This is a genomic window from Mucilaginibacter daejeonensis (assembly GCF_020783335.1).
Lineage (GTDB): Bacteria > Bacteroidota > Bacteroidia > Sphingobacteriales > Sphingobacteriaceae > Mucilaginibacter > Mucilaginibacter daejeonensis.
This window is the reverse complement of record NZ_CP086068.1, coordinates 4,070,080-4,096,171: the sequence shown is the minus strand read 5'-3', so window position 1 is coordinate 4,096,171 and position 26,092 is coordinate 4,070,080. Positions and strand designations below refer to the sequence as shown.

Below are 26,092 nucleotides of genomic sequence, written 5' to 3'. Positions count from 1 at the left end.
TTTAGTTGATGTTAGACATAGCCTCGCTCCGCGACATTTTAAACCAGCCCCAAAAGATCATTATCACCACGCATCATAAGCCCGACGGCGATGCCATGGGTTCATCATTGGGGTTGTATAATTATCTGATCCAGCAGGGGCATCATGCAAGGGTGATCGCACCTACCGATTATCCTGAGTTTTTATGGTGGCTGCCCGGCAACGAGGAAGTGACCATCTATACCGAGAACACTGAACTATCGGCTCAGCTTATCGCCGATGCCGACATCATCTTCTGCCTTGATTTTAATAACCTGAGCCGTATCAATGATATGGGCGAGTTGGTGCGCCAAAGCAGCGCTAAAAAAGTGATGATCGATCATCACCTCGAACCCGAGGATTTTGACGACTACCGCCACTGGAACATCAACGCGTGTGCTACTGCTCAGTTGGTATATACCTTTATTACCGAGCAACTCCAAAGGCCCGACCTGGTAGACGCCGATGTGGCCACCTGCCTGTATACCGGTATCATGACCGATTCGGCGTCGTTCCGTTTACCTAATACTACATCGGCCGTTCACCGTATAGTGGCCGACCTGATCGATGCAGGTGCCGTTAACTACCGCATACATGAACTGGTGTACGGTAACCAAAGCGAGAATCGCTTGCGCTTTTTAGGCTTTTGCCTGAGCAATAAACTCGAGATACTGCGCGAATACAATACCGCACTCATCAGCGTTACTAAAGAGGAACTTAAACGTTTCGAAAGCAATACCGGCGATACCGAAGGCATCGTGAACTACGCGTTATCGATCACCGGCATACGTCTGGCTGCATTTATCGTGGAGCGTACCGATCTGGTCAAGCTTTCGCTGCGATCAACCGGCGAGTTCCCGGCCAATGAGATATGTAAAAAGTATTTCAAAGGCGGCGGTCACCGTAATGCTGCCGGAGGCCAATCGGTTGATAGCCTGGAGATGACCATCCAAAGATTCAAACAAATATTACCCGAATACAAAACTCTATTAATTCAATAAAAATGAAGAAGAATTTCATGCTTTTAGCGGTTGCTGCGATCGGCTTGGCCAGTTGCGACAGCGGCTTGAAAAAAGGCGACGGTGGTTTGCTTTACAGCATCCACGAGGATAAAGATGGCGCACCGGTAAAAGAGGGCGACTTTATTAGTGTGAACATCATTGCTAAGAACGATGCTGACTCGGTGTTGCTAAACTCTTACGATCAAGGCAAGCCAATGCCTACGCTGATGCCCAAATCGCAATTCAAAGGCGATATCTATTCAGGTATCGGTATGTTGAGCGAAGGTGATAGTGCTACCTTTAAAGTGAACGCTGATTCGGCCTTTAAACATGGTCCAAAACCTCCGGGCTTTAAAGGTAAATACATCACATACCAGGTAAAAGTGGTTAAGATCATCCCTAAAGGCAAACTGACCGACGCAGTGTTCCAAGGCCGTGTGAGCGATTATTTTAAAGCCGAAGGCGAAAAAATGAAAGCCCAGGAGCCAGGCAAGATCAGCAAGTACATTGCCGATAACAACATCAAAGCTAGCAAGACAGCTACCGGCCTGCAGTACCAGATCACTAAACCAGGTTCAGGTCCGGTGATCAGCAAAGGTGATACCGCTGTGGTATCATACACCGGCCGTTTGACCAGTGGTAAAGTATTTGATACCAGCGTTAAAGAAGTAGCTCAAAAAGAGAAGATATTTGACGCCATGCGTCCTTATCAGCCTATCCGCATCGCGGTGGGTGCAGGTGCCGTTATCCCGGGTTGGGACGAAGGTCTGCAATTGCTGAACAAAGGTGCTAAAGCTACGCTGATCATCCCATCAAGCCTGGCTTACGGCCAGCAAGGTGTTGGTCCGGTTCCACCGTACTCGCCGATCGTGTTCGATGTTGAGCTGATCGATATCGTTCATCCAAACCCTAACGCTCCAAAGCCAGCCACCCCGCAAATGCCGGGTCAGGCACCGGCCGCCCAATAATAAAAAACTCCTGATCGAGTTGAATACCCTGAACGAAGCGATGAGTTGAAAGTACTTGTCGCTTCGTTCTTGTTTAATAAAGTACAATGAAAAAAATATTCTTCTGCCTAATTTTCCCATTAGCGATCGTGGCGCAGGCCGTGGCTCAACCCGCCATGACCAAAACTGCCAGGGGCGCACAATACGCGATCTTGAAACCCGGTAACGGCGAAAAGATCAAGATCGGTGATGTGATCACCTTCCAAATGACCCAAAAGACCGATAAAGATTCGGTACTGGGCAGCACTTACCAAATGGGCCAGCCAGCTATGGCGCAAGTACAGCCATCCAAGAACGTGGGCGACCTGATGGACGTGTTCTCGATATTGAGCGTTAACGATAGCGTACTGATCAAAGTACCTACCGACAGCATATTTGCCGGTCATGACGACAGGAGGCCGCCTTTCTTCCCTAAAGGAAGTTTTATCAACTTTTTGGTCAAGATCCAAAAGACCCAGTCGTTAGAGTCGGCCATGGCTGAGCGTAATGCCAAGATGGAAAAGGAACGTGCCGAGAAAGCAGCGATGGCCACCCAATTGAAAGCTGCAGAAGCAGCAACGATGGCTAAGTACATTGCCGATAAAAAGCTTAACCCACAAACGACTCCTTCGGGCCTTAAGTATGTGATCACACAGGCATCGGCCGGTAAAAAACCTAAAGCAGGCGATACCTTGCTGGTGAACTATGCGGGCCGCACGCCTGATGGCAAATTGTTCGACTCGAGCATTGCCGAGGTGGCACAAGCCGCTGGTTTACAACAGCCGGGCCGTAATTATGAGCCCTTCAAATTTGTGGTGGGTAATGGTGAAGTGATACCGGGTTGGGACGAAGGCTTTTTGTTGTTGAACGAAGGTTCAAAGGCTACGCTGATCATCCCTTCGGCATTGGGTTATGGTGAGCGTGGTGCTGGCGAAGATATCAAGCCTTACAGCCCGCTGTTGTTCGATGTAGAGCTGATCAAGGTGATACCTGGCAAGCCAAAACCAGTGGTTAAAGCTGCGCCGAAAGGTAAACGACCGGTGGCCAAAAAGGCCGCCGCGAAGAGAACTGCAGCTAAGAAAAAAGTCACCAAACAATAATATTATGAAAAAGCCCTGCGTTAACCTCGCAGGGCTTTTTACTTTCGCGCCATGGTACTTACCGATACCCATACCCACCAATACTACGAAACAGATCCTGAAAAAAAGGCGGCCCTGATGCAGCGTTGCTTAGACAATGGTATCAGCAGGCTGTTCCTGCCCAATGTGGATGCCTCGAGCATTGCCCAGGTGATGGATATGGTGAACACTTACCCTGAGCACTGCTTCCCGATGCTGGGCCTGCACCCGTGTGATGTAAAAGCTAACTATGAGGAGGAGCTGGACGCCATACACCATGCACTGGAAGATACTAAGGTATACGCCATAGGCGAGATCGGCATCGACCTGTATTGGGACAAGACCTTCATTGAGCAACAGCGCGACGCCTTTACCCGCCAGATCGGCTGGGCCAAAGAGCGTGACCTGCCGATCAACATTCATTGCCGTAACGCTTTTGATGAGGTATATGCCATATTACAGCAACAGCACGACGATAAGCTGAAAGGCATATTCCATTGCTTTTCGGGCACGGTTGAGCAAGCCCGACAGATCATTGACCTTGGGTTAAGTTTGGGCATTGGCGGTGTGGTGACCTACAAGAACGGTGGCCTGGATAAGGTGGTTGAGCAGATAGCCCTTCAACACATCGTTTTGGAAACAGATTCTCCGTATCTTACTCCCGTACCGTACAGGGGAAAGCCTAACGAAAGCTCATACCTGATATACGTAGCACAAAAAGTGGCCGACCTACACCAAACAAGTGTAGAGGAGGTGGCCCGCATCACGACCGAAAATTCGAAGATCATTTTCGGGGTGTGAACGGAAATTCAATTAATGATTTTTATATTTAAAGCATAACCAATTATACATGTGCCAAATACTGATCATCTATACCGGTGGGACAATAGGTATGATGAGCGACCCGCGAACCAAAGCGCTTGTACCCATAAATTTTGAACAGATCATGGAGAACGTTCCTGAACTGGAACGTTTGAATTGCCGTATCATGGTGCACTCCTTCGAGGACATCATCGATTCATCGAACATGAGCCCTGCCGTTTGGAGCCATCTGGCCAGCCTGATCCAACAACATTACGACGAGGTGGACGGCTTTGTGGTACTCCATGGATCTGACACCATGGCCTACTCAGCATCGGCCTTGAGTTTTATGCTCGAGAACCTGGCCAAACCGGTGATCTTTACGGGATCGCAGCTGCCGATCAGCGCCATCCGTACCGATGCCAAGGAGAACCTGATGACCGCCATTGAGCTGGCCAAAGCCAAAAAGAACGACAAGGTACGCGTACCTGAGGTTTGTATTTACTTTGACTACAAACTTTTCCGCGGTAATCGTGCTTTTAAATACAATTCATCTAAGTTCGAAGCCTTCCGTTCGCCTAACTACCCGGTACTGGCCGAGTCGGGCGTGCACCTGCGCTTCAGCATCAATGATATCCGCCAGCCCGGCCAGGAGCCTCTTATCGTTCATAAAGAATTGATGAGCGATGTGGCCGTACTGAAACTTTACCCAGGCATTAGCCCTAAAGTGGTAGAGAACATTGTGAACTCTGACGTTCGCGGTATCGTGATGGAGACCTTTGGTGCCGGTAATACCACTACCGATCAGTGGTTCACTGATCTGCTTAAAGGCGCTATCGATAGCGGCAAAGTGATCGTCGACATCTCTCAATGTAAAGTGGGCACCGTAGAACTGGGCCGTTATGAGACCAGTAAGCAGCTCAAGGATATCGGCGTAGCCAACGGTTACGACATGACCTTTGAAGCCGCCGTGACCAAGACCATGTACCTCCTGAGCCAATACGAAGACCCGGCCGAGGTGAAAAAATGGATGGAGACCGACATGCGCGGTGAGTTAACGGTGTCGTAAGCGACCCTTAAAATAGTAAGAAACGTCATGCTGATGTATATCAGCATCTCTCATGCAAGTTCGCCAACAGTGATGCTCGTTGGTTCAGCTTGCCTGCTGGGGTGCCGAAATAAATTAGGCATGACGTTTTACTTTAAAGGATATGCTAGATATACCTCGTCCACCATTGGTCACGGTGCGTTTGTTTGTAGCTGGCGTACCATTTACACGGCAGATACAAGGCGGCTACTACGGCTATCCAGATCAGGTATGTATAGCCTAATGATAGACCCATATCAACCCTACGGAACATGAACGGTAAGTTTGGGTCGGCGGCTTGTGCTAACGTATAGCCCTGTGCAAAGAAAATGATGACCCCCACCGCATGGATCAGGTAGAAATGAGGGATATAGTAAAAGAATGGCACCTTGCCATAAACGGTCAGGATGCGTGACCACCAGTTATTAACTTTTTCTGTTGCGGCTAAAAATAAAAGTCCGGTGCCTACGGTGATACAAGTGTAAAGCAATGATGGGGGGTACTTGCTCACGTTGATGAACGACAGGAACGTTTTGAACGGACTATCCTGCACCGACCAGGGGCGAGGGTCACCATAGTGGTTGACCAGTCTCAAGATGATGAACAAGGCTATCGCAACAGTTCCGCTCCTTAATAAAAGTGATCTTCTTTTAGCCACATCGAACTCCGGCCTGAACCAGGCTGAGATAGCATAACCCAACAACATGATACCCGCCCAGGGAAGCACCGGATAAAAGGCAGCGATCACGTGACCAGGAGCCAACGGTATAATGTAAAAGCGCGCCAGGAACAACAACTGTATAATGCCATTCCCAAGTGGATCTTTGATCGGCGGCAGGTAAGTCAGCAGGTCATGGCCCAGTATCAATATCAAGGCCATAGGCAATACCAGCTTTGTACTTAGCCTTAATATCAACCCCAAGAAGATCATGCTGCCGCCAATAGCCCAGATCACCTGAAAAAAGATAGTGCCGTAACTCAGGTCAAAGCTCAAACCAAGCGCCATGACCACCACCTCGATCAGTAAAAGCCATAGTCCGCGCTTGATCAGCATCGTCGACTTTTCGCTCAGGCTATGCCGCTGCCCTGAGATGCCTGCCGAAATGCCTGAAAGCAGCAGAAATATCGGTGCACAAAAATGCGTGATCCACCGGGTAAAGAATAGGACGCCGGTGGTGGTCTGCAGGTCGAGCGGGTCTTGACGCATGGCATCTATGTGGACGAAATCGCGTGTGTGATCCAGTGCCATGATGACCATGACCAGACCGCGAAGGATATCGATAGAAGTAACGCGTGAAGATGGGTAGGCTTGAGGCATAGCCTAAAGATAGGATAAAAACTTAGGCTAAAGAACGGTCATGCTGAAACAAGTTCAGCATGACCGTTATGGTTTATTCCATCATTCCATAACACTGCTGCGCGATCTCCAACTCCTCATTGGTGGGCACGATCAGTACCTTAACCTTTGAACCGTCAATGCTGATCTCGCGAATGCCTTTGGCACGAGTACGGTTGGCTTCTGCGTTCAGTTGGATGCCAAGGTATTCCATATCTGTGCAGATCATTTGGCGGATCAGGGCATCGTTCTCGCCTACACCTGCCGTAAAGATGATCGCGTCGAGGCCATTCAGTACGGCGGCGTAAGCCCCGATATATTTTTTGATGCGGTAAGCGTACAGGTCGTAGGCCAGGCGGGCGTTCTCATCGCCGGCCTCGATGGCGGCCGTGATGTCACGCATATCGCTGTACCCGGTAAGCCCTAACATTCCGCTGCGTTTGTTAAGCAGGTTGCTTACCTGTTCTATGTCGTAGCCCAGTTGATTCACCAGGTAAAAGATCACGGTCGGGTCTATATCACCTGAACGTGTACCCATGATCAGTCCACTCAGCGGACCAAATCCCATGGTGGTATCCACTGATGCGCCGTTGCTAACTGCAGCCATACTGCAGCCATTACCCAGGTGAATGCTGATGAGTTTGCTGTCGGCCTTGTCTAAATACGCTGCAGCCTGCTCGGTCACATATTTGTGGCTGGTACCATGAAAGCCATACACCCTGATGTTCATATCCGAATAATACGAATTAGGGATGGCGAACCTATAAGCTTTAGGTGGCAGGGTTTGGTGAAAAGCAGTATCAAATACGCCGATCTGCGTAGCATTGGTAAATATCTTTTCGGCCACTTCGATGCCTAAATAGCTCGGCGGATTGTGCAATGGTGCGAGTTGAAAAGTGGTTTTCAATTCCTCTTTTACCTTGGCATCGATCACTGTGGTGGTGGTGAAACGCTCGCCACCATGTACGATGCGGTGACCCACCACCTGTATATCCGCCGGGTCCTGGATCACCGCAAGATCGCCCTCGGTCAGTAACCTGTTGACTTGCTTTAACCCGGCCTCATGGTCGGGCAATTCTTCAGGCGTTAGTTTGATCACCTGTTCTTCACCGTTGAGGTAAACCTTATGTGTGATGGTAGGGCCACTCAAGCCAATGCGCTCTACCAGTCCGCTGCACACCGGTTCATGGGCCGGCATTTTGAATAATTGATATTTAATAGAGCTACTGCCCGAGTTGACAACGAAGATGTTTTTAGAGTTCATAGATAATAGTTCATGGTTCATGGAAGGAGTCTGGACGTTGACTATGCCTATATCGAGTTTTTAAGTGATGTTAGCATCTTCACCAACGACTCGTAATCAGCGTACAAGGCTTTGAAATGTTCATCTGAAATATAATTTCTGCGTTTTGCGATAAATAGGCAGCTGACGACCTCAATGGCTGACCGCATCGAATAGCTCAGGAATAACTTAAATATAGCTTTTGTTTGACCCGTAGAACCTTCGGCAATATTTAGTACGACCGAATCGGCAGCCCGTTTTATCTGAGAGGTAAGTAAATAAAGTTCGTCTTTCGGAAAGTTTTTAGTCAGTAAGTTGATCTGATCATCTAAGTCCATAGCCCTTTGCCAAACCTGCAAATTCTCAAATCTAAATGCCATGAAGCGTTTGTTACAAGTTAAATAAATGAGCTACTATGAACCATGAACCATTAACTAATAAAGCTACTCCTCCTGCGCCTGAATAGCTGTAATGATCACCGTGTTAAATATATCATCTACGGTACAGCCGCGACTGAGGTCGTTCACGGGTTTGTTGAGGCCTTGCAGCATGGGGCCAATGGCCAGGGCGCCGGTCTCGCGTTGTACGGCCTTGTAGGTGTTGTTCCCGGTGTTCAGGTCGGGGAAGATGAGCACGCTGGCCTGCCCTGCTACTTCTGAGCCCGGGAGCTTGCTTTTACCCACGATCGGGTCCACGGCAGCGTCATACTGTATCGGGCCCTCCACTTTTAGATCAGGGCGTTTGGTCTTTACGATCTCGGTGGCACGGCGTACTTTTTCTACATCCTCGCCCTCGCCCGACGTGCCCGATGAGTACGATAACATGGCGATGCGTGGCTCGATACCGAAACGACTGCTGCTCTCGGCCGATGATATGGCGATCTCGGCCAGTTGCTCGGCAGTAGGGTTGGGGTTTACGGCACAATCGCCAAATACCGATACACGGTCGGGCAAACACATAAAGAATACTGAAGATACCACTGAAATCCCCGGCTTCGTCTTCACAAATTGTAAGGCCGGGCGAATGGTATGCTGGGTGGTATGTACCGCGCCCGAAACCATACCATCGGCGTGGCCTTTATACACCATCATAGTGCCGAAGTAGGATACGTCGGTCATCATGTCGGTAGCCATTTCCATGTTCACATTTTTATTTTTACGCAGTTCGTAGAGCGTGTTCACGTAATCTTCATAAAACTCAGATGCGGCCGGGTTCACGATGTTGATCTTGGTAGGGTCCAGGTTGAGGCCGATGCGTTTGATGTTGGCCCAAATATCGTCGGGGTTGCCCAGCAAGGTCAGGGTCACGATGTCCTGGCTAACCAAACGCGCAGCTGCACGCAGGATGCGTTCGTCGTTACCTTCAGGAAGTACGATGTGTTTCTTTTGACCCTTGGCCCAGTTGGTAAGCTGGTACTGGAACATGCGCGGAGTGATGCCGCCGCTATGTTTAAAGGTGACGATCTGCTGGTCGAGCTTGGCTACGTCAACGTGTTTATTGAACACGTCAATGGCCAATTGTATCTTCTTGGTATTATCAGGCGTGATCTTTGAGCGGATGTTGCCTATCTCGGTAGTGGTTTGAAAGGTCCCACTTTTGACCGCTATGATCGGCACCACCGTTTGCAGACCTTCTATAAGCCTGATGATCGGCTCCTCGGGTACGGTATCGGCCGTAAGCACTATACCGGCGATCTGCGGATAGCTGGTGGATAGGTTGGCCTGTAACGCCGCAATAATGATGTCGCCACGGTCGCCGGGGGTGATGATGAGCAGGTTGTCTTTAATGAACCGTAAAAAATTAGGTACTTGCATGGCGCCGGTCACAAAGTTGTCCACCTGGTTGCTCAGGCGTTCGGCACCAAAAAGTAGCTTGGCGTTCAGGCTCTCGCATATCTCTTTCATGGTAGGTGCCTGCAGGCCGCGTGTGGTGGGGATCACCGTCACGATCACGCCTTGCGGCAGTTGGGCGGTGAGGAGTTCCTGCACATCGGCCACCTGCTCATGGGCTATTTTGTTAACGATAACCGCCAATATCTGTAACTCGCGCGATTCAAAATTACGTACCACTGTAATGGCCGAATTGGCTACCTGAGCTGTGGTCTTGTTCTCGCCCGATAAGGTCACAATCACCGGCGCGCCCAGGTTCTTGGCTATCGATGCGTTAACCTCAAACTCAAAGGCCGTGCCTTCGCCCTGATAGTCGCTACCCTCGATCACCGTAAAGTCGTACTTGTCCTCCAGTTGCTTGTACTTTCGGATAATGGTGTCGATCATCTCGCCTTGGCTGTCGTTCTCCGAACGTTGCATGGCCTCTTGCCAGGTAAAGGCATGGGCATCTTCATAGCTTACAGGCAGATCGAAGTATTGCAGCACGGTACGGATATGGTCGTCTTGCTTACCCCCTGGCGTGCTGATGATGGGCTTAAAATAACCTATCTTTTGCGCCTTGCCCAAAAGCATATTGATGAGGCCTAATGATACGATGGATTTGCCGCTGTAGGGCTCAGTACTGGTGATGAAAACGGTTTTGATCATGGTAGGGTAGATAGCTTTTACACACTGCCGGCGGGCCGGCACGGTAATGACAAATATAGCAGCTAATAGTTGTGCAGCAAGTTAAATCACCTATCTGTCAATCTCCTCCGCATCCACTGCCACAACCGCTGCAACCTGATGCCGAACAGCCTGAGCAGCCGCTGCTGCAACCATGATCCCCGCCGTGATGGCCGTCGCTGTGATGACCGTGATGGCTATCGTAACTGGTGCCTCCATCGCCGCTGTCACCGCTGTTGTTATTTGTACTGACGTCGCCTTTGCTGAAGACCAACACGCAGGCAATGATCAGGAGTACCGCTATTAAACTTTTATCGATCCGCGGGAAATAGGCCGGAACAACGATAAGGCCGATCATCGCTAATGTGAGCATGCCTACCACTTTTAGTGCGGTGATGATATGCCTGTTCACAGGTAAGTACCGCCCTACGTTCACCCGCCTGAAATCGATGTCTGAAAAGCGTTGCTCATTGGCTGGCCAAATATCTGCCGGTGGAGGCACACCGAATTTTTGGGTATACAGGTCGAACATATCAGTGTACATGCCGTCGAACTTATCGGCCTCCTTTTTACCGCCTTGTGTAGGATTGTGATGGATCTCACGATCAAGGGTGTTACGGCAAAGGTCTACCCAGTATGATCGGGTGTAGGTGAGGTGTAAGTGCCAGGCCTGATCCACGGCATCTGAAGGGGTGATGCCAGAGGTCGAGACGCAGCAAAGGAAAAGAAATTTACGGTACTCTTCAATTACCCTTAAGGCATAGGCTTTGGTCCAGCCATTCTCCCGGGCCAGCCTGTCAGTGAATTGAAGGTCATGTGCCTCGTCGTCTAATTGGAAGTTCTGGATCTTGTCCCAAAGCGCTTGTTCGGCCGTGGTCATGCTTTTCAAGGTCATCGTTCGAGCATAAAAATAAGAAGTGCTATCATGCCGAGCAAATTCTTGAAATGTTCATTCACCAAAAAGGCTATCGATGCCGATAGCCTTTTTAATATGATCAAATAGTACCTCCCGGTGGGGTAGGGCGGGGCTCGCCCGGATGCGGAAGTTTCGGGAAACGGAATCCTCTGCGTTTGCGGGTCGAATCTTTTGTGGCAGATCCAATGGTATCTTTAGGATTTACCTTGGTCGAGTCTTTTTTCTTCTTCTTTTTAAAAAGGTCGAAAGGGTTTGGCGGCGGTGGCGGCGGTTTAGGGTGTTCCTGCCGGCTGTCTGCCGGGGCGGTCTGTGCAAAGGCCGCTTGTGTAGCCGCGGTGCTCAAGGCAAATATGGCCATAACGGTCAGTGTGCGTGATAAATTCATAAGCACTTTTTTAGTTAACGATGTATTTTTAAGCGCAATTGTGCAGGTGGCGCTTGATCACAAGGTATATAAATATCTATCGGCACACAATTAAATAGGATATTAGATGGCTAAAATGTTGACGGTCCAGCGTACAATAACTAACTTTGAAAATAAAAGTACTTTTTTTATGTTTAGATTGTATATTAGGTTAAGGCGCAATAAGTGGTTAGGCTATTTTGCCATTTTCTGTAGAGTGGCCCTAGCATTAGGCTTCTTACCCTCAGGTTTTGTCAAGATCATGGGCGAGCGATTCACGTCACTATCAGTGAACCACCCCATGGGGCATTATCTCGAAGCGTTGAGTTATACCGGATATTATTACACCTTCATCGGCGTAGCTCAAATGACCGCAGCCATCTTGCTACTCATACCGCGCACGGCCACGCTGGGTGCCTTGTTGTACCTGCCGATCATTACCAATATCTGCGTACTGTCGTTGGCCGTCAGGTTCGATGGTTCGCTCGTCTCGTCGCCTTTGATGTTGTTAGCTAACCTTTTCCTCATTTGCTGGGACTATTATAAATTAAGGCCGATCTTTGCACGTCAGTGGCCTGAGCCTTTAGATCTCAGTGTTAACGACCGGCATTTCCCATTCAAATTCTTTGGAGGGGTACTGGTAACCATGGTGACGGTCATTATGCTGCTCACACAGATCTATGATATCAAGCCGCGCAACACTTATGCCGATTGTCAGCTACAGTGCCGTGGTGATAAGGACACGAAGGCCTGCCGAATATTTTGCGAGGATATTCACCTAAAAGGCGAGCGGCTGGATCATTCGCTTGACAAGTATGAACGTTCGGTGAAGAAGTAATAAGGTATGACCATATTGTGTACAGATCATCGCCATATACAAAAAAGCCCGCATCATGTAATGCGGGCCTCAAATATCGATCATTCATTATTAGAAAGGTCGCGGTGGCGCTCCTGGCGGCGGTGCCGGGCGTGATGGCAGCTTCACTTTAGGGAAGCTCACCTTCCGGCGTCGTGGCGCTCGGGCGCGCGATGAACGGCTACCTTTCTTACTGAACAAGTGCAGCGGGTCTGGCGGTGGTGGTGGCGGTTTTGGCTGGCCGTAACTCTCGGTGGTAACGTGCACCACAGGGGCAGCGTCGGCAATAACGATGCTTGCTGCCGTGAAAGCGGCCACAAGGCTTAACTTGATGATCTTCATAAAATATCAGTGGTTAATTCAGATATATAGAATGACCTTATAACGGTAAGGTTTAACGAATTGTTCGCGGCGCTAACTATTTTTTGCTCAGCACCTGCTGGTACATGAACTTGGCCGCCAGGTCCGATGCTTCCATCCAACGCTGCTTGGTGCCTTTGCCTACGCCAAAGACCGGGTTAAAATGCTTTTGTAACTCGTGCGAATAGCCCTCAAATATCTTGATGCCATTGGGCAGACCTATCTCATCAGCTTTTTGGTGGATGTCGATACTGCCGTACAATGGCGCATCTTTATGCGTAGGCGACAAGGTACCATCGGTACTGCCATGAACGGTGAACACCGGTGTACGGCTATTCTTTAACCAGTTAAGGTCGAATATGCCACCCCAAAAGTTGATCACACCCGCTGCTTTAGGTATGGTGGTGATCTTGGCCCCGGCAACAGTGTCCGGCAGGTTCACAAATTTGGCCAGCGTAGCATTGCTCACGAACGCCGCCTGCAAAGCGATCATTCCACCGGCAGAGTTACCGGCCAAAAATATCTGGTCAGGGTCGATTCCATAGCGGGTATGGTTCTTTTTAAAGTAGGCCACCGCTTCATGCAGGTCTTGCACGGCAAAGTAGGCACTGCGTAGCAACTCATCAAAATTGAATATCGGGAACTTTTTACTCAGAGTGTAATTAAGCGACACCGCCACATAGCCGCGTTGGGCAAAATCACGGCTCCATAGCTCAACGCCTTTAGCATCCTTTGATCCGAACTTGAACCCACCGCCGTGCATCCAAATGATCAGCGGCCTGCCAGTATGCGTGTCGCCCTCCGGTGTGTACAGGTCGAACAGGTGTGCCTTGTCCTTTTTATCCTGGCCATTATCATAACGCTGATCCTTTAGCTCGGTCACCTTAGCGAATACGTGATCCTTATACCGTATCCCGGTAATGGTTTGGGCTGATGCCAGGGCAGGTAGCATGACGGATAATATAAGGACGGCAACTGATCTCATACGGTATATACGCTACAAACAAGCATATCGGTTGTTTGTAGCGTAGCAAAGTGCTTTCCGCTTTTTTACTAAATTTGGTGCCCGGCCTGTTGTGCAGTTCAGGCTGATAAGGCATTGAGGTAAGCAACATCAACGCTGGATAATAACTACGAGTAATGGAATATTTAGCAGACAAAGCCGATAACCCGACCTTGACCCAGCAGCAAAAGCTGCAGGAGCTACTGGTATATCTGTCTCAGCGATCGCCGTTCTACAAGGACCTATTTGCCCGCCACGAGGTGGATATCGATGCCATTAGGTCGGTGGATGACCTGCGCCTGCTACCCGTGACCACCAAGGATGATCTGCAACGCCAGAACGACGACTTCTTATGTATACCACGCAATGAGGTGGCCGAATACATGTCGACCTCCGGTACCTTGGGTAGCCCAGTGACCATAGCTTTGAGCGAGAATGACCTTAAGCGACTGGCCTATAACGAATATAACTCCTTTGTATGTGCCGATGGCTCAAAGGACGATGTATACCAACTAATGCTAACACTCGATAGGCAGTTCATGGCGGGTATAGCCTATTATTCGGGTATACGAATGTTAGGTGCCAGCGTGGTGCGGTTAGGGCCGGGTGTGCCTGCATTGCAATGGGAGACCATCAAGCGACTGAAACCTACGGCGATCGTGGCGGTGCCTTCGTTCATCCTTAAGCTGATCCAATTTGCTAGGGAGACTGGCATCGACATCAATAGTACATCGGTCAAAAAAGCGATCTGTATCGGGGAAAATATCCGGAATACTGATTTTAGTTTGAATATTCTGGGTAAAAAGATCACTGATGCTTGGGATATACCGCTTTACTCCACCTACGCCAGCACCGAGATGCAAACGGCCTTTACCGAATGCGGTCAGGGCAGGGGAGGCCACTATCAACCCGACCTGATGATCGTTGAGCTTCTCGATGAGAACAATGATCCGGTAGGTCCTAACATTCCCGGCGAGGTGACCATTACCACCCTGGGCGTTGAGGGAATGCCTTTATTACGCTACAAAACGGGCGACATTTGCATGTACTTTGACGAGCCTTGCGCTTGCGGTAACGAGAGCCTGCGTTTATCGTCCATCATCGGTCGTAAAAAGCAAATGATCAAATTCAAAGGTACTACGCTTTACCCGCCGGCATTATTCGATCTGCTGAACGAGCGCGAAGAGATACTGGACTTTGTGATCGAGGTGTACTCTAATGATGTAGGCCTTGATGAGGTATTGCTATACGTAGTGCCAGCCGAAGAGACCGAAGAGTGTGATCACCAGATCCGCGCGTACCTGCAGGCCCGGTTAAGGGTTAGTCCGCATATCAAGTATGTGACGGCCGAACAGATCCAAAAGATACAGTTCACTGAGGCCACGCGCAAGCCGATCAAATTTATCGACAAGAGAGCCTAAGGGCATAATAAACCTTCTTTTCAACTGTTCTGTATATATTTCATACTTTAGCCAAATAATTCATTTTTGATAATACCTGTAATTTACCCATGATATTTGTTGGACAAGGTGCGCTTTCTTTACAAGATTTCTCTGACCTCATATTCAAACAAAAGCAGATAGACATTGATGCTGCCGCCCTGCAAAAGGTGACCGCTAACTATGAGTTCTTAAAGCAGTTCTCTTCTAACAAACTCATCTACGGTATCAATACCGGCTTTGGGCCAATGGCTCAGTACAAGGTAAGTGAGGATAACCTGCTACAGCTACAATATAACCTGATCCGTAGCCATTCATCAGGTAGCGGTAAAATGATACCGTCCCAACTGTCAAGAGCACTTACCATCGCTCGTTTGAACAGCTTTATGCAGGCCCATTCGGGTGTTCACCCTGAGGTGATCGAATTGCTGAAGCAAATGATCAACCAAAATATCAGCCCTTGTATATATGAGCACGGTGGCGTAGGCGCCAGCGGCGACCTGGTACAATTGGCGCACTTAGGCCTTACGCTGATCGGTGAGGGCGAAGTTTGGTTCGAGGACCAAGTACGCTCTACCGCAGAGGTATTTGAGCAATGCGGTATCAAACCACTGACCATACATATCCGTGAGGGGCTGGCCACGCTGAACGGCACCTCGGCCATGACCGGTATCGGTATGGTGAATGTGATCCAGGCCCGCAAATTACTCAACTGGTCGGTACTATTCTCGGCCATGGTGAACGAGGTGGTAGGAGCCTTTGATGATCACTTTTCTAAAGAGCTCAACATCGTTAAACATCATAAAGGCCAGAACCAGATCGCGGCCACCATGCGCGATATTCTGAAAGGTAGTGGCATGATCCGTAACCGGTCCGAGCATTTGTACAATCCCGAAAACCTGGATGTAGAGGTATTTGAGGACAAGGTTCAGGAGTATTACTCTTTACGTTGTGTAACGCAGGTACTAGGCCCTGTATACGACACCATATTACAAGCCGGCGAGGTAGTGGTGAACGAACTGAACTCGGCCAATGATAACCCGGTTATCGACCACGAGAACCACAATATATTCCACGGCGGCAATTTCCACGGCGACTATGTATCGCTGGAAATGGATAAGCTAAAGATCGCCATCACTAAGCTTTCTATGCTGGCCGAACGCCAGTTGAATTACCTGCTTAACAGCAGGCTTAATCAAAAGCTGCCACCATTCGTCAATATGGGTATCTTGGGCTTCAACTTCGGTATGCAAGGCGTGCAGTTCACCGCTACCTCAACAGTGGCCGAGAATCAGACACTGTCCTTCCCGATGTACGTGCACAGCATCCCGAACAATAACGATAACCAGGACATCGTGAGCATGGGCTGCAATGCCGCGCTCATGACCAAAAAGGTGATCGATAACTCATTCGAGGTACTGGCCATTCACTTAATGACCATCTTACAGGCGATCGACCTGTTGGAGTGCCAGGACCGTTTAGCGCCAGTTTCCAAAGCATTTTACGATCAAGCCCGCGCCATCTTCCCTAAATTTGTGGAAGACGAGCCAAGGTATAAGGACATCGCCCGCCTGAGCCAAATGCTGGCTTCTACGGAGCACATAAACGCCTTTGCCGAATGAAGTGTGCGCTGATCACCGGTGGTTCGCGTGGCATAGGCCGCGCCATCTGCGTTAAAATGGCAGCATTGGGCTACCATGTGCTCATCAATTATAAAAGCAATCTCGAAGAGGCACAAAATACGTTAGAGCAGGTCAAGCAAGCCGGTAGTACCGGTGAGATCCTGCAATTCGACGTTTCCGATAAAGAACAGATCAAACAGGTGTTAAGCGCCTGGATAGATGCCCACGAAGATCACGAGATAGAGGTATTGGTGAACAATGCCGGTATCCGTGCCGATAGCCTGATGGCTTGGATGGAAGAGGACCAATGGGATAACGTGATGAAGACCAACCTAGATAGCTTTTTTTATGTGACCCGCCTTGTACTCAACGGAATGCTGACCCGTAAATATGGCCGCATAGTTAACGTAGTATCGCTATCAGGTATCAAGGGCCTTGCTGGTCAAACCAATTATTCGGCTGCTAAGGCCGGTGTGATCGGTGCTACCAAAGCACTGGCACAGGAGGTAGGCAGGCAGGGTATCACAGTGAACGCCCTGGCCCCTGGCTTTATCCGTACCGATATGACCGAAGAACTGGACGAAAAAGAACTTCGGAACCTGATCCCGGTACGCCGTTTCGGCAAGCCTGAAGAAGTAGCTCATGCGGCGGCTTTCCTGGCCTCACCAGATGCTGCTTATATTACCGGACAGATCCTTTCTGTTAACGGGGGACTATATTCATAAACGATATGCAGCTGCCTGTTGACGACATCACCGCATTGATCCCGCAAAAGCACCCTTTTGTGATGGTAGGCAGGTTGCTGCACGTGGATGATGAACTGATCAGAAGCAGTTTTGTGATCAGCCCTGATAATATGATGGTCAGCAACGGGCATTTTACCGAAGGCGGCCTGATCGAGAACATAGCACAGACGGCCGCATTGCGTGCCGGTTATGTGGCATCGGTAAATGGCACACCGGTTAAAAATGGTTACATAGGCAGTGTGAAGGACCTGGAGATATTGGCTTTGCCAAAAGTGAATGACGAGCTGATCACCGAGATACGTGTCGATAGCCAGATCGGCAACATGACCATATTGACCGGTCAGGTGTGGTCAGGGACCGAACTGATCGCTAAATGTGACATGCGGGTGCTGGAGGAGGAAGAAAGCGTTTAAGCATGAGCAACGAAACACCGAACGCATATGTAGTGGCGCACAACATTTATACGCCACTTGGAAGAACGACGATCGACAATGTTGAGGCCTTGAAAGCAGGTAAGAGCGGGGTAGAGCGTCGTGTCGATGAAACGCTTTCAGCTACGCCCATCTACGCCTCAATGTTTGATCAGGACGAACATTTCATAAACGATACATCAAATACTTATACCCGCTTCGAGCGGTTACTTATCGCGTCGGTGCAAGATACTTTAAGTCGAACCGATATCGACGTGGCCGCACCTGATACGATCTTCATCGTATCCTCCACCAAAGGGAACATAGGATTATTAGAGACCGAAGAGCATACGCCTGAGCTCAATACCAGGATATCATTAGCAACTTCAGCGCAATTAGTAGCCTCATATTTTGGCGGCACTGTTGCACCTATCGTGGTGTCTAATGCCTGCATTTCAGGTGTATTGGCTATAGTGACCGCTATGCGATCACTTCGGGCCGGTAAATATCAGAACGTGATTGTGACCGGCGCTGATCTGGTTTCCAGATTTGTGGCATCGGGTTTTAGCTCCTTCAAGGCCCTGAGCGATGGCGTTTGCCGTCCGTTCGACCGTGACCGCACCGGGCTTAACCTCGGCGAAGGTGCCGGTACCATCATCCTGTCATCGAACGATCGTTACCAAGGCAACTTTAAAGTTTTGGGTGGCGGCATCAGCAATGATGCTAATCACATATCCGGGCCATCACGTACCGGGCAGGAGTTAGCTCATGCGATCACCCAGGCCATGGCCGATGCCGGTAAGCGATCGGAAGACATTGGCATGATATCGGCCCACGGTACAGCCACACCATACAATGACGAGATGGAAGCTGCGGCCATCACACTGGCAGGGCTTTCACAAGTGCCGCTTAACAGTTTAAAGGCCAACTATGGCCATACGCTGGGTGCAGCAGGCCTGATCGAAAGCATTGCGTCCTTGGAGGCCATACAACAAGGTGTTATATTACCTACCGTAGGCTACGAGCATTTGGGTGTAACCCACCCGGTAAAAGTGAGTGCCCATACCGAAACCTTACAAGCCGATACTTTTTTAAAAACCGCCTCAGGTTTTGGCGGTTGCAACGGAGCTGTTATATTTGGAAAGTGAACCTTTTTTAACGATCCTCTAACTCCTTGTCGGCAAAATACCATATATCTGCAAGCTGCGTCATTGACCGGCATTCGTTAATGTATAACGGCCTCGAACTGTTCAGTAATGAGCAAGCCACAGGGGTAGCGAATCTGTTATTGTCGATCTACCAGCATTTCCATTTCAATTATCCTAAATTTTATAAAATGGATAACCTGAGCAAGCTGGGATGGCTGGCCTCAGAGGTTCTGTTAAAGGATATTGACCTGCGTAATGATCACCAGCCTGAAGAAGTAGGCATGGTGCTGGCCAATGCTAACTCGAGCCTCGACAACGATCTGCGGTATTACAACACCATTGATGATGTGCCCAGCCCGGCGGTTTTCGTGTATACGCTGCCCAATATCGTTATAGGCGAGATATGCATTCGCAACAACATCAAGGGCGAGCATTCGTTCTTTATTCAGCCGGCTTTTGATGCCAACTTTATACACGAGCAGGTAAGTTATCTGCTGGACCACGACATCTTAAACACCTGTATTTGCGGATGGGTGGATGTGCTGGGAGACCAATATAAAGCGGCATTATACCTGGTGGAGAAGCAGGACCGTGTGAGCAGCATGCCGTTCACTCCCCAACATATGGACCGATTGTTCAATACTAAAAATAGCTAAGTACGCTCAATGAGCCAAAACGTTTATATAGCAGGTGCAGGTGTGATCACCGCCATTGGCAACAATGTGAGTGAACACCTGGCCGCCTTCAAAGCCGGTAAGGAAGGCATGGGGCCGATCACCCTGTTGCGTACCATTCATCAGGGTAAGCTTCCTGTTGCCGAGGTGAAACTCAGTAACGAGGAATTGGTGAGCATGACCGGCCTGCCCGATCGCACCAGCCGCACGGCCTTATTAAGCCTGATCGCTGCCCGTGAGGCAGTGGCTGATGCGGCCATCCCTGATCTGCACCAATGGCGCACCGGCTTCGTATCGGCCAACACCGTTGGCGGTATGGATAAGAGCGAAGACTTTTTCGTGAAGTTCCTCGAAGATAATAACAAAGGTAAATTGCGCGATGTGTATGATCACGAATGCGGCAGCATGACCGAGATCGTGGCCGATCAGCTTGGCGTTAAGGATGTGGTGACCACGATCAGTACAGCCTGTTCCTCATCAGCGAACGCCGTTTTCTACGGGGCTCGGCTTATTCGTAACAACATGGTGGATGTGGTGATCGCCGGTGGTGCCGATGCGCTGACCAAGTTCACACTCAATGGGTTTAATACCCTCATGATATTGGATAACGAACTGTGCAAACCTTTTGACCAGGACCGTAAAGGACTCAACCTGGGCGAAGGTGCCGGTTATGTGGTGCTGGTATCAGAGAAAGTAGCCGCTAGGTTGACCAAAGAGGTGATCTGCAAGCTGAGCGGTTATACGAACAGCAATGATGCCTACCATCAAACCGCATCATCGCCTGAAGGTACAGGGTCATATTTGGCTATGCAGGGCGCTTTGAAGAAAGCCGGGTTGGCCACAACGGATATCAGCTACATCAACTTACATGGAACGGGTACGGTGAATAACGATGATTCGGAAGGGACAGCCATCAAGCGTTTGTTCGACCCGCACTATCCGCCATTGAGCTCTACCAAATCGTTCACCGGGCATACGCTGGGTGCAAGTGGTGGGGTAGAGGCGGTGTTCTCGGTGTTGGCCATCAAACATCAGCTCATCTATCCTAACCTTCGTTTCAACAAGCGGATGGAGAACATGCCATTTGAGCCGGAGACAAAATACACTACTGATGTTCCGGTAGAACACGTCATGTCCAACTCCTTCGGGTTTGGCGGTAATTGTACATCTTTAATATTCTCGGCGGTTCGATCATGAGTATCTATATCCGGTCTTCGGCCTGCGTTTCGGCGCAACCTACTTTAAATGATCAGGGATTCCTGACCGATATCGCTGAGTACACTGGTACCCGGCTACCGGTCATTGACCCCGACTATAAAAAATACATCGACCTAAAGCTGATCAGGCGCATGAGCCATGTGATCAAAATGGGTGTAGCTGCTGCCAAGCAATGTTTAATGGACGCCGGTGTGGATATGCCGGGCGCCATCATCACCGGCACTGCCTTTGGCTGTATGGAAGATACCATCACTTTCATGACCCGTTTGGTGGAAGGTAACGAGGAGATGCTGCCGCCTACGGCATTCATCCAATCGACCCACAACACGGTTGCCGCTCAAATAGCTTTACTGCTGCAATGCCATAACTACAACAGTACTTACGTGCATAAAGGCGTATCGTTCGAGAGTGCTTTGACCGATGCGATCATGCTCCTGAATGAGCAAGATGCCGATACCGTATTGGTGGGTGGTACCGAAGAGATGGTAGATACCAGTTTTAAGGTGCTTACCCGTTTAGGACTGTACAGGCGTAAGCCCGTATCCAATCTCCAGCTCTTATCATCGACCGAAAAAGGGACCATGGGCGGCGAAGGCGCAGCCTTTGTTCTGTTGGGCAGTCAGCCTTCAGCTACCGATATGGCCAAACTGGATGCGCTGGCCACGCTCTACAAGCCTCATGATATTCATGCCGAGATACAGCGCTTTATAGACCGCCAAGGCATCGCTCTGAACGACATCGACCTGGTTATCTTCGGCAATAACGGCGACATCAAGAACGACCAAGCCTATCATGAACTGGTAGAAGGGATGTTCAAAGGCATACCCGTAGCTAATTACAAGCACCTGTGCGGGGAATATCCTGTGGCGTCATCCTTTGCTTTATGGATGGCCTCCAACATATTGAAGACCCAGACCATTCCACCAGTAGTAATGCAAGGGGAAGTGCCTGCCCAAGCTCCTAAAAGGATACTACTTTACAACCATTATCAAATGAAGTATCACTCACTGATGTTGGTATCGGCCGTTAACTAAGTATGAACGGTCAATTGTTCCACATAGAAGGTCTTGATCATCAGGACGGGCAACTATCAGCCTTGCTGCGCATGAACACTGACCATGTGATACTGAAAGGTCATTTTCCTGATCAGCCGGTAATGCCCGGAGCTTGTTTAGTGCAAGTGGTGAAAGATGTGATGCGAGAAGCGCTGAACACCCAATTGCTGTTGACCAACGCCAGTATGATCAAGTTCATCAGCATGATGATACCGCAAACGCACCCGACCTGCCATCTGACGGTTACGTACAAGCCATCAGACGACGAGCTGATCACCTTTACGGCTCAGATCAAGTCAAACGATGCGGTCTGTTTCAAGATGCAGGGAAAGTTCAGCAAAAGCTGATCACTACTTGGTAGCGTTGGCTTGGATGTACTCGGCCATGGTGTTCACATCCACCAATATCTTGCGGCCTTCGCGCGGATCTTTGATATCGATGCCGTACTCTTTCTTCAACAGCACGATCAGCTCAAGCGAATCTATCGAGTCAAGGCCCAATCCATCGCCAAATAAAGGTTCATCATCCTTGATATCGGCAGGGGTAAGGTCGGTAAGGTTCAAAAATTTGATGATCTGTTGTTTGAGTTGTTCTTTCAGTTCGGCAGTTTCCATTTAGATCAGATTCTTTCTTTTTAAGCCCAGATATGTAATGAACTGGAGCAGTACGGTAATAATGAGCAAAGGTACGATATTGTTCAATACGTCGGCAAGTTTTGCGTTTTCCAAGAACAACGCATAGTAAGCCTGTAAGCACCAATGCATAGGCGATATAGCAGCCGCGGACCTGAAAAAGCCTTGCATAGCAAATGTAGGAACCATTAATCCACCTATACAGGCCAGTATAACAATGGACACGGCCCCAAAGCCGTTAGCTTGGTCTTGTGTTTGGGTAAAGGTACCCACGCATATTGCATAACTTACGGCGCACCATCCGGTGGCCAGTGTGACAACGATCAATCCTAACACATCGCTCGGGGCGTTCAATTTGGGGAGACCGATGATAGGGAACAGCCATATGCCCATAGCAAAGATCACGGCCGCTTGCAGCACGGTCACCAGCATATAGGTTACCTGTTTAGAAGCGATGTTGACCATATAGCTGGTAGGCAGGGTCTTCAATCGTATAAAGCTTCCGCTGATCTTTTCGCGTACTACACTGCCTCCTAACGACATGATCACGAAGAACATGGCAAATATGGTCCAGGCGGGTACGTTATGTTGGGTCGCGTTCGGTGTTACCGCCGCGCCACCCTTCGATACCGGTACAGTACTGATGGTGTTACCGTTCTTGAGCATCTCGTTCTCCAGTTGCTGAGGTAAAGGCTCGTTGTTGATAGCAAAGTACAAACGGTGCAGGGTCTCGCGGCTTTCCACCATTTGCTGGGCACTGCCTATAGCACCCTGCACCGACAAGCGTATCGACTCCTGAAGAACCGGATTGTAATATATGGTAAGCGGATTATCGTTATTACCTTTCTTCACGCTGTCGCCATCAAGCCCGAACGATTTAAGTGCCTTATTGGTCACGTTCTGCGAACGTCGGGCTACTTTTATTGAAAAATCTGCCGGGATGATGATGCCGAGCATAGCATCCTTTTGATGCATGGCATCACTCATTTGAGCCGTGGTCAGTTTCGCGTCGGCCTCTTCTACCTTGAACAGGCCGATCTGCCCGATGGCATCGATGAACTGCTTACTGGCCTTGCCGCTATCGGTGTTGCTGATCAGTACGCTGAGGCGGTTCTTATTCACTAAACTGAAAGTGCTGTTCTGAATACTGGTGACCACTACGACCAGCACGATAGGCATAATGAACATCATGAGCAGACCTACCCTGTCGCGCAGCAGTATCCGGATGTCTTTAATGATAGTGGCTTTGAGTTTGAACATTAGTCGCGGTACTCCTTGCCGGTAAGGTCTAAAAATAATTGTTCGAGATTCTCATGCTGATGGGCTTGCAACAGGTTGTCCAGTGTGTCGTGTGCAATGATCTTTCGGTCATCGATCAGGGCTACGTCCTGGCAAAGTTCTTCGGCTTCACTCAATTGGTGCGAGGTGTATACAAGGGTAGTACCTCTTTCATTCAGCCCGATCAGGTAGTTGATGATAGCATGGCCGGTCTGTACATCGACACCCACGGTAGGCTCATCTAAAAAAAGAATAGCCGGGTCATGTATCACAGCAATGGCCAGGTTAACACGACGCTTCATCCCGCCCGAGAATTTTTGTACCTGTTTGTCGCGTACATCGTTCAACCCTAACACGTCAAGCAACTCATCGGTACGCTGAGTGATCGCCCGCTTATCAAGGCCGCTCCAGGCACCAAAGAATTGCAAGTTCTCTACCGGGCTCAGTTCCTGGTAAAAAGAAAAATCCTGCGGTACGTAGCCAAAAAGCTTATTCACCGCACTTTTGTGCTGGCCAACCTCCAGACCCAACATTTTGATGTGGCCCTGTTGAGCTTGCAGAACGCCGGTCATGAGGCTGATGAGGGTGGTCTTACCCGCACCATTTGGGCCAAACAAGCCAAAGCGTAAACCTTTAGCCACTTTAAGGCTTAGATCACTAAATGCCAAACCAGCGTTACCCGGATAGCCAAAGCTGATATGATCGATATCTATCGCTAACTGATCTGCCATTTTATCTTCTTCAAACTTTCAAAAGCTTGTTGTTCAACATCAGCTATACGGATCAGGTGGTCACCCATCACGTCAAAATCTTCCTGACTGCTCAACCGGCCTTTATAGATACCAGCCGCATGCACAGCGGCCGTGCGCCACATATCACCGGCTTGAGTGAACATCTTGGATATTTCGATCAGGCCATGACCGGGTAAGTAAGCATCGGCTTCCTGCAAAAAAGCTGCATAAATATAACGAAAACCGCCACCACCGGTACCGATCTCCTCTTGCATGCGCACCAATTGAGCCAGATACAGCTTTGCCTTTTCCAAGCCTAACTGATCACGCCACTTTTTGATCTTTTTGCCGGTGTTACATATGCCGCTGATCCCTGCAAAGCTGCCTGGTATCTGCAGCATGTTGTAAACGTTCTTTTTGATACCCTTAACGATCGATCGCTTGATGCGGTCGTCGCTCAATTCTACATCTCCTTTTGGGTAGTAGATCTGGCCATTGGGCGCTAGCGCTCCTTTAGCAAAACGAACGCGCTCCAGCTCATAACTGCCCAAAGTGGTGGCATTCTCCATGATGGGGTCGCTGATGAGGTAATCCTCGCCTTTGCGCCCGTAAACCACCAGGTTATGGCCGTTGAAATGGAAGCGGTACTCACGTGGGAAATAGGGTAGATAGTAAACGCCTACTTGGCAGCCTACCGGTTGCCCGTTGGCCAGGCATTCATCCAAAAATGCCTTTGCGCGTTCCTTAGAAAAGAACTTTTTGCGTACCACCGGTATGCCCAGTGAGCGGCAGGTACGCCTGAATATATGACCCGGTAACGTGCGGAATGCGATGGCCGGACCGTGATTAATCTTGATGAACGGGATGTTAGCAAAAAAGAGGCCTGCCCCGATACCAAAAACAAGAGGTTCTGTCAGTTTGCCGTTCGTACGGGTATTTAACAGGTCACGCGTTACGCCCGATTCGCAATGAGCCGCCTGATGGTGTTCAAACTCGGTCATCGTGCACGGTCATGGTTCTCAGATCATCTACGGTGGTGTTAAATGCCAGCGCGTACTTCTGAAGTTTTGTATCATTAAGGCCCTTGAATACCTCAGGTTTTAAATGTCTTTTTACCTGCCATTGCCAAAAGCCGGTATAGTCGGCCACAAGGGCAACGTCCATTAGCCTATATTCCATAAAGAAATAGATCGGGCTGGCCTGGCCATCCAATACCTTTTGCTTAGCCACTGCAATGCGCTTGTCGATATCTTCCCAAGCTACATTAAGTGCCTGTATCTTGACATCCCAGCCGCTGCTCAGCTCGGTAGTGTATTTGCCGCTGGCATCAGTAGCATAACAAACCTCTTTGGTGATACGGCCAAGGGCGCCCGGGTCTTGTGGTATCTCGTCCTTCTTCATCTTGTCTTTTTACCGC

The 26,092-nt window shown here is 49.4% G+C and carries 28 protein-coding genes; 15 read left to right on the top strand and 13 right to left on the bottom strand.

Annotated elements, in window-relative coordinates; all coding sequences use genetic code 11:
- Positions 1-8 precede the first annotated feature (8 nt).
- From LLH06_RS17640 to LLH06_RS17620, 5 genes are all read left to right on the top strand, one after another.
- The gene (locus LLH06_RS17640) at positions 9-1,019 is read left to right on the top strand and encodes a DHH family phosphoesterase (protein ID WP_228170605.1); all 1,011 of its coding nucleotides are present in this window, start codon (positions 9-11) and stop codon (positions 1,017-1,019) included.
- Positions 1,020-1,021: 2 nt separating this feature from the next.
- A complete protein-coding gene (locus tag LLH06_RS17635; RefSeq protein ID WP_228170604.1) occupies positions 1,022-1,987 on the top strand; it encodes an FKBP-type peptidyl-prolyl cis-trans isomerase in 966 nt (321 codons plus the stop codon).
- 86 nt (positions 1,988-2,073) lie between these two features.
- Positions 2,074-3,105: an FKBP-type peptidyl-prolyl cis-trans isomerase gene (locus LLH06_RS17630; RefSeq protein WP_228170603.1), complete on the top strand. Its 1,032-nt coding sequence runs from the start codon at positions 2,074-2,076 to the stop codon at positions 3,103-3,105.
- A gap of 51 nt (positions 3,106-3,156) precedes the next feature.
- Entirely contained in the window at positions 3,157-3,924 is a 768-nt protein-coding gene (locus LLH06_RS17625) for a TatD family hydrolase (protein ID WP_228170602.1), read from the top strand.
- Positions 3,925-3,973: 49 nt separating this feature from the next.
- A complete protein-coding gene (locus LLH06_RS17620; protein ID WP_228170601.1) occupies positions 3,974-4,993 on the top strand; it encodes an asparaginase in 1,020 nt (339 codons plus the stop codon).
- A gap of 145 nt (positions 4,994-5,138) precedes the next feature.
- Here LLH06_RS17620 and LLH06_RS17615 read toward each other — a convergent pair whose 3' ends face one another.
- From LLH06_RS17615 to LLH06_RS17590, 6 genes are all read right to left on the bottom strand, one after another.
- A complete protein-coding gene (locus LLH06_RS17615) occupies positions 5,139-6,329 on the bottom strand; it encodes a DUF1624 domain-containing protein (protein ID WP_228170600.1) in 1,191 nt (396 codons plus the stop codon).
- Positions 6,330-6,402: 73 nt separating this feature from the next.
- A complete protein-coding gene (locus LLH06_RS17610; protein ID WP_228170599.1) occupies positions 6,403-7,611 on the bottom strand; it encodes an acetate/propionate family kinase in 1,209 nt (402 codons plus the stop codon).
- A gap of 47 nt (positions 7,612-7,658) precedes the next feature.
- Complete coding sequence (locus LLH06_RS17605; protein ID WP_228170598.1) at positions 7,659-8,009, bottom strand: four helix bundle protein; 351 nt, start codon at positions 8,007-8,009, stop codon at positions 7,659-7,661.
- A 63-nt stretch (positions 8,010-8,072) separates the two neighbouring features.
- On the bottom strand, positions 8,073-10,166 hold the full coding sequence (gene pta / locus LLH06_RS17600) for a phosphate acetyltransferase (RefSeq protein WP_228170597.1): 2,094 nt from the start codon (positions 10,164-10,166) through the stop codon (positions 8,073-8,075).
- 97 nt (positions 10,167-10,263) lie between these two features.
- Positions 10,264-11,079 carry a glycine-rich domain-containing protein gene (locus LLH06_RS17595; protein WP_228170596.1) on the bottom strand — a complete coding sequence of 272 codons (816 nt, stop codon included), beginning with the start codon at positions 11,077-11,079 and terminating at the stop codon, positions 10,264-10,266.
- A gap of 100 nt (positions 11,080-11,179) precedes the next feature.
- A complete protein-coding gene (locus tag LLH06_RS17590) occupies positions 11,180-11,485 on the bottom strand; it encodes a hypothetical protein (RefSeq protein ID WP_228170595.1) in 306 nt (101 codons plus the stop codon).
- 235 nt (positions 11,486-11,720) lie between these two features.
- Between LLH06_RS17590 and LLH06_RS17585 the strand changes: the two genes are divergently transcribed.
- Positions 11,721-12,341 carry a DoxX family protein gene (locus LLH06_RS17585; protein ID WP_228170594.1) on the top strand — a complete coding sequence of 207 codons (621 nt, stop codon included), beginning with the start codon at positions 11,721-11,723 and terminating at the stop codon, positions 12,339-12,341.
- Between the two features lie 90 nt (positions 12,342-12,431).
- Here LLH06_RS17585 and LLH06_RS17580 read toward each other — a convergent pair whose 3' ends face one another.
- The gene (locus tag LLH06_RS17580) at positions 12,432-12,701 is read right to left on the bottom strand and encodes a hypothetical protein (protein ID WP_228170593.1); all 270 of its coding nucleotides are present in this window, start codon (positions 12,699-12,701) and stop codon (positions 12,432-12,434) included.
- A gap of 76 nt (positions 12,702-12,777) precedes the next feature.
- On the bottom strand, positions 12,778-13,671 hold the full coding sequence (locus LLH06_RS17575; RefSeq protein WP_228170592.1) for an alpha/beta hydrolase: 894 nt from the start codon (positions 13,669-13,671) through the stop codon (positions 12,778-12,780).
- A gap of 188 nt (positions 13,672-13,859) precedes the next feature.
- Here LLH06_RS17575 and LLH06_RS17570 point away from each other — a divergent pair, with 188 nt between their 5' ends.
- The 9 genes from LLH06_RS17570 (at position 13,860) to LLH06_RS17530 (ending at position 22,381) form a co-directional block, all read left to right on the top strand.
- On the top strand, positions 13,860-15,143 hold the full coding sequence (locus LLH06_RS17570) for a phenylacetate--CoA ligase family protein (RefSeq protein ID WP_228170591.1): 1,284 nt from the start codon (positions 13,860-13,862) through the stop codon (positions 15,141-15,143).
- 89 nt (positions 15,144-15,232) lie between these two features.
- Positions 15,233-16,783, top strand: a complete 1,551-nt coding sequence (locus LLH06_RS17565; protein ID WP_228170590.1) for an HAL/PAL/TAL family ammonia-lyase — start codon at positions 15,233-15,235, stop codon at positions 16,781-16,783.
- On the top strand, positions 16,780-17,508 hold the full coding sequence (fabG, locus tag LLH06_RS17560) for a 3-oxoacyl-ACP reductase FabG (protein ID WP_228170589.1): 729 nt from the start codon (positions 16,780-16,782) through the stop codon (positions 17,506-17,508). Before LLH06_RS17565 ends, fabG begins: the two co-directional genes overlap by 4 nt.
- A 5-nt stretch (positions 17,509-17,513) precedes the next feature.
- Positions 17,514-17,942, top strand: a complete 429-nt coding sequence (locus LLH06_RS17555; protein ID WP_228170588.1) for a 3-hydroxyacyl-ACP dehydratase — start codon at positions 17,514-17,516, stop codon at positions 17,940-17,942.
- Between the two features lie 2 nt (positions 17,943-17,944).
- On the top strand, positions 17,945-19,087 hold the full coding sequence (locus LLH06_RS17550) for a beta-ketoacyl-[acyl-carrier-protein] synthase family protein (RefSeq protein WP_228170587.1): 1,143 nt from the start codon (positions 17,945-17,947) through the stop codon (positions 19,085-19,087).
- A gap of 80 nt (positions 19,088-19,167) precedes the next feature.
- Positions 19,168-19,743: a beta-ketoacyl-[acyl-carrier-protein] synthase family protein gene (locus LLH06_RS17545; protein WP_228170586.1), complete on the top strand. Its 576-nt coding sequence runs from the start codon at positions 19,168-19,170 to the stop codon at positions 19,741-19,743.
- A 9-nt stretch (positions 19,744-19,752) separates the two neighbouring features.
- Positions 19,753-20,958 carry a beta-ketoacyl-[acyl-carrier-protein] synthase family protein gene (locus LLH06_RS17540; protein WP_228170585.1) on the top strand — a complete coding sequence of 402 codons (1,206 nt, stop codon included), beginning with the start codon at positions 19,753-19,755 and terminating at the stop codon, positions 20,956-20,958.
- Complete coding sequence (locus LLH06_RS17535) at positions 20,955-22,013, top strand: beta-ketoacyl synthase N-terminal-like domain-containing protein (RefSeq protein WP_228170584.1); 1,059 nt, start codon at positions 20,955-20,957, stop codon at positions 22,011-22,013. The genes LLH06_RS17540 and LLH06_RS17535 overlap by 4 nt, the downstream gene beginning before the upstream one ends.
- Positions 22,014-22,015: 2 nt before the next feature.
- A complete protein-coding gene (locus LLH06_RS17530) occupies positions 22,016-22,381 on the top strand; it encodes a hypothetical protein (protein ID WP_228170583.1) in 366 nt (121 codons plus the stop codon).
- 3 nt (positions 22,382-22,384) lie between these two features.
- Here the strand turns inward: LLH06_RS17530 and LLH06_RS17525 are convergent, their stop codons facing one another.
- Genes LLH06_RS17525 through LLH06_RS17505 form a run of 5 tightly spaced genes read right to left on the bottom strand, consistent with a single transcriptional unit; the run spans position 22,385 to position 26,076 of the window.
- Positions 22,385-22,648: a phosphopantetheine-binding protein gene (locus LLH06_RS17525; protein ID WP_228170582.1), complete on the bottom strand. Its 264-nt coding sequence runs from the start codon at positions 22,646-22,648 to the stop codon at positions 22,385-22,387.
- Positions 22,649-23,926 carry an ABC transporter permease gene (locus tag LLH06_RS17520; protein ID WP_228170581.1) on the bottom strand — a complete coding sequence of 426 codons (1,278 nt, stop codon included), beginning with the start codon at positions 23,924-23,926 and terminating at the stop codon, positions 22,649-22,651. It abuts the gene before it with no gap.
- A complete protein-coding gene (locus LLH06_RS17515; RefSeq protein ID WP_228170580.1) occupies positions 23,926-24,675 on the bottom strand; it encodes an ABC transporter ATP-binding protein in 750 nt (249 codons plus the stop codon). The genes LLH06_RS17520 and LLH06_RS17515 overlap by 1 nt, the downstream gene beginning before the upstream one ends.
- Positions 24,660-25,676, bottom strand: a complete 1,017-nt coding sequence (locus LLH06_RS17510; protein WP_228170579.1) for a BtrH N-terminal domain-containing protein — start codon at positions 25,674-25,676, stop codon at positions 24,660-24,662. Before LLH06_RS17510 ends, LLH06_RS17515 begins: the two co-directional genes overlap by 16 nt.
- Positions 25,663-26,076 carry a hypothetical protein gene (locus LLH06_RS17505; RefSeq protein WP_228170578.1) on the bottom strand — a complete coding sequence of 138 codons (414 nt, stop codon included), beginning with the start codon at positions 26,074-26,076 and terminating at the stop codon, positions 25,663-25,665. Before LLH06_RS17505 ends, LLH06_RS17510 begins: the two co-directional genes overlap by 14 nt.
- Positions 26,077-26,092: the final 16 nt, after the last annotated feature.

Bases quoted from the DNA above. Each gene is read 5' to 3' on its own strand.
- LLH06_RS17565 (WP_228170590.1), top strand. From the start codon at position 15,233: ATGATATTTGTTGGACAAGGTGCGCTTTCTTTACAAGATTTCTCTGAC.
- LLH06_RS17550 (WP_228170587.1), top strand. From the start codon at position 17,945: ATGAGCAACGAAACACCGAACGCATATGTAGTGGCGCACAACATTTAT.
- LLH06_RS17580 (WP_228170593.1), bottom strand. From the start codon at position 12,701: ATGAAGATCATCAAGTTAAGCCTTGTGGCCGCTTTCACGGCAGCAAGC.
- LLH06_RS17620 (WP_228170601.1), top strand. From the start codon at position 3,974: ATGTGCCAAATACTGATCATCTATACCGGTGGGACAATAGGTATGATG.
- LLH06_RS17615 (WP_228170600.1), bottom strand. From the start codon at position 6,329: ATGCCTCAAGCCTACCCATCTTCACGCGTTACTTCTATCGATATCCTT.
- LLH06_RS17630 (WP_228170603.1), top strand. From the start codon at position 2,074: ATGAAAAAAATATTCTTCTGCCTAATTTTCCCATTAGCGATCGTGGCG.
- LLH06_RS17595 (WP_228170596.1), bottom strand. From the start codon at position 11,079: ATGACCTTGAAAAGCATGACCACGGCCGAACAAGCGCTTTGGGACAAG.
- LLH06_RS17510 (WP_228170579.1), bottom strand. From the start codon at position 25,676: ATGACCGAGTTTGAACACCATCAGGCGGCTCATTGCGAATCGGGCGTA.
- LLH06_RS17635 (WP_228170604.1), top strand. From the start codon at position 1,022: ATGAAGAAGAATTTCATGCTTTTAGCGGTTGCTGCGATCGGCTTGGCC.
- LLH06_RS17640 (WP_228170605.1), top strand. From the start codon at position 9: ATGTTAGACATAGCCTCGCTCCGCGACATTTTAAACCAGCCCCAAAAG.
- LLH06_RS17625 (WP_228170602.1), top strand. From the start codon at position 3,157: ATGGTACTTACCGATACCCATACCCACCAATACTACGAAACAGATCCT.
- LLH06_RS17590 (WP_228170595.1), bottom strand. From the start codon at position 11,485: ATGAATTTATCACGCACACTGACCGTTATGGCCATATTTGCCTTGAGC.
- LLH06_RS17520 (WP_228170581.1), bottom strand. From the start codon at position 23,926: ATGTTCAAACTCAAAGCCACTATCATTAAAGACATCCGGATACTGCTG.
- LLH06_RS17575 (WP_228170592.1), bottom strand. From the start codon at position 13,671: ATGCTACCTGCCCTGGCATCAGCCCAAACCATTACCGGGATACGGTAT.
- fabG (WP_228170589.1), top strand. From the start codon at position 16,780: ATGAAGTGTGCGCTGATCACCGGTGGTTCGCGTGGCATAGGCCGCGCC.
- LLH06_RS17545 (WP_228170586.1), top strand. From the start codon at position 19,168: ATGTATAACGGCCTCGAACTGTTCAGTAATGAGCAAGCCACAGGGGTA.
- LLH06_RS17530 (WP_228170583.1), top strand. From the start codon at position 22,016: ATGAACGGTCAATTGTTCCACATAGAAGGTCTTGATCATCAGGACGGG.
- pta (WP_228170597.1), bottom strand. From the start codon at position 10,166: ATGATCAAAACCGTTTTCATCACCAGTACTGAGCCCTACAGCGGCAAA.
- LLH06_RS17535 (WP_228170584.1), top strand. From the start codon at position 20,955: ATGAGTATCTATATCCGGTCTTCGGCCTGCGTTTCGGCGCAACCTACT.
- LLH06_RS17515 (WP_228170580.1), bottom strand. From the start codon at position 24,675: ATGGCAGATCAGTTAGCGATAGATATCGATCATATCAGCTTTGGCTAT.
- LLH06_RS17505 (WP_228170578.1), bottom strand. From the start codon at position 26,076: ATGAAGAAGGACGAGATACCACAAGACCCGGGCGCCCTTGGCCGTATC.
- LLH06_RS17555 (WP_228170588.1), top strand. From the start codon at position 17,514: ATGCAGCTGCCTGTTGACGACATCACCGCATTGATCCCGCAAAAGCAC.
- LLH06_RS17570 (WP_228170591.1), top strand. From the start codon at position 13,860: ATGGAATATTTAGCAGACAAAGCCGATAACCCGACCTTGACCCAGCAG.
- LLH06_RS17525 (WP_228170582.1), bottom strand. From the start codon at position 22,648: ATGGAAACTGCCGAACTGAAAGAACAACTCAAACAACAGATCATCAAA.
- LLH06_RS17610 (WP_228170599.1), bottom strand. From the start codon at position 7,611: ATGAACTCTAAAAACATCTTCGTTGTCAACTCGGGCAGTAGCTCTATT.
- LLH06_RS17540 (WP_228170585.1), top strand. From the start codon at position 19,753: ATGAGCCAAAACGTTTATATAGCAGGTGCAGGTGTGATCACCGCCATT.
- LLH06_RS17605 (WP_228170598.1), bottom strand. From the start codon at position 8,009: ATGGCATTTAGATTTGAGAATTTGCAGGTTTGGCAAAGGGCTATGGAC.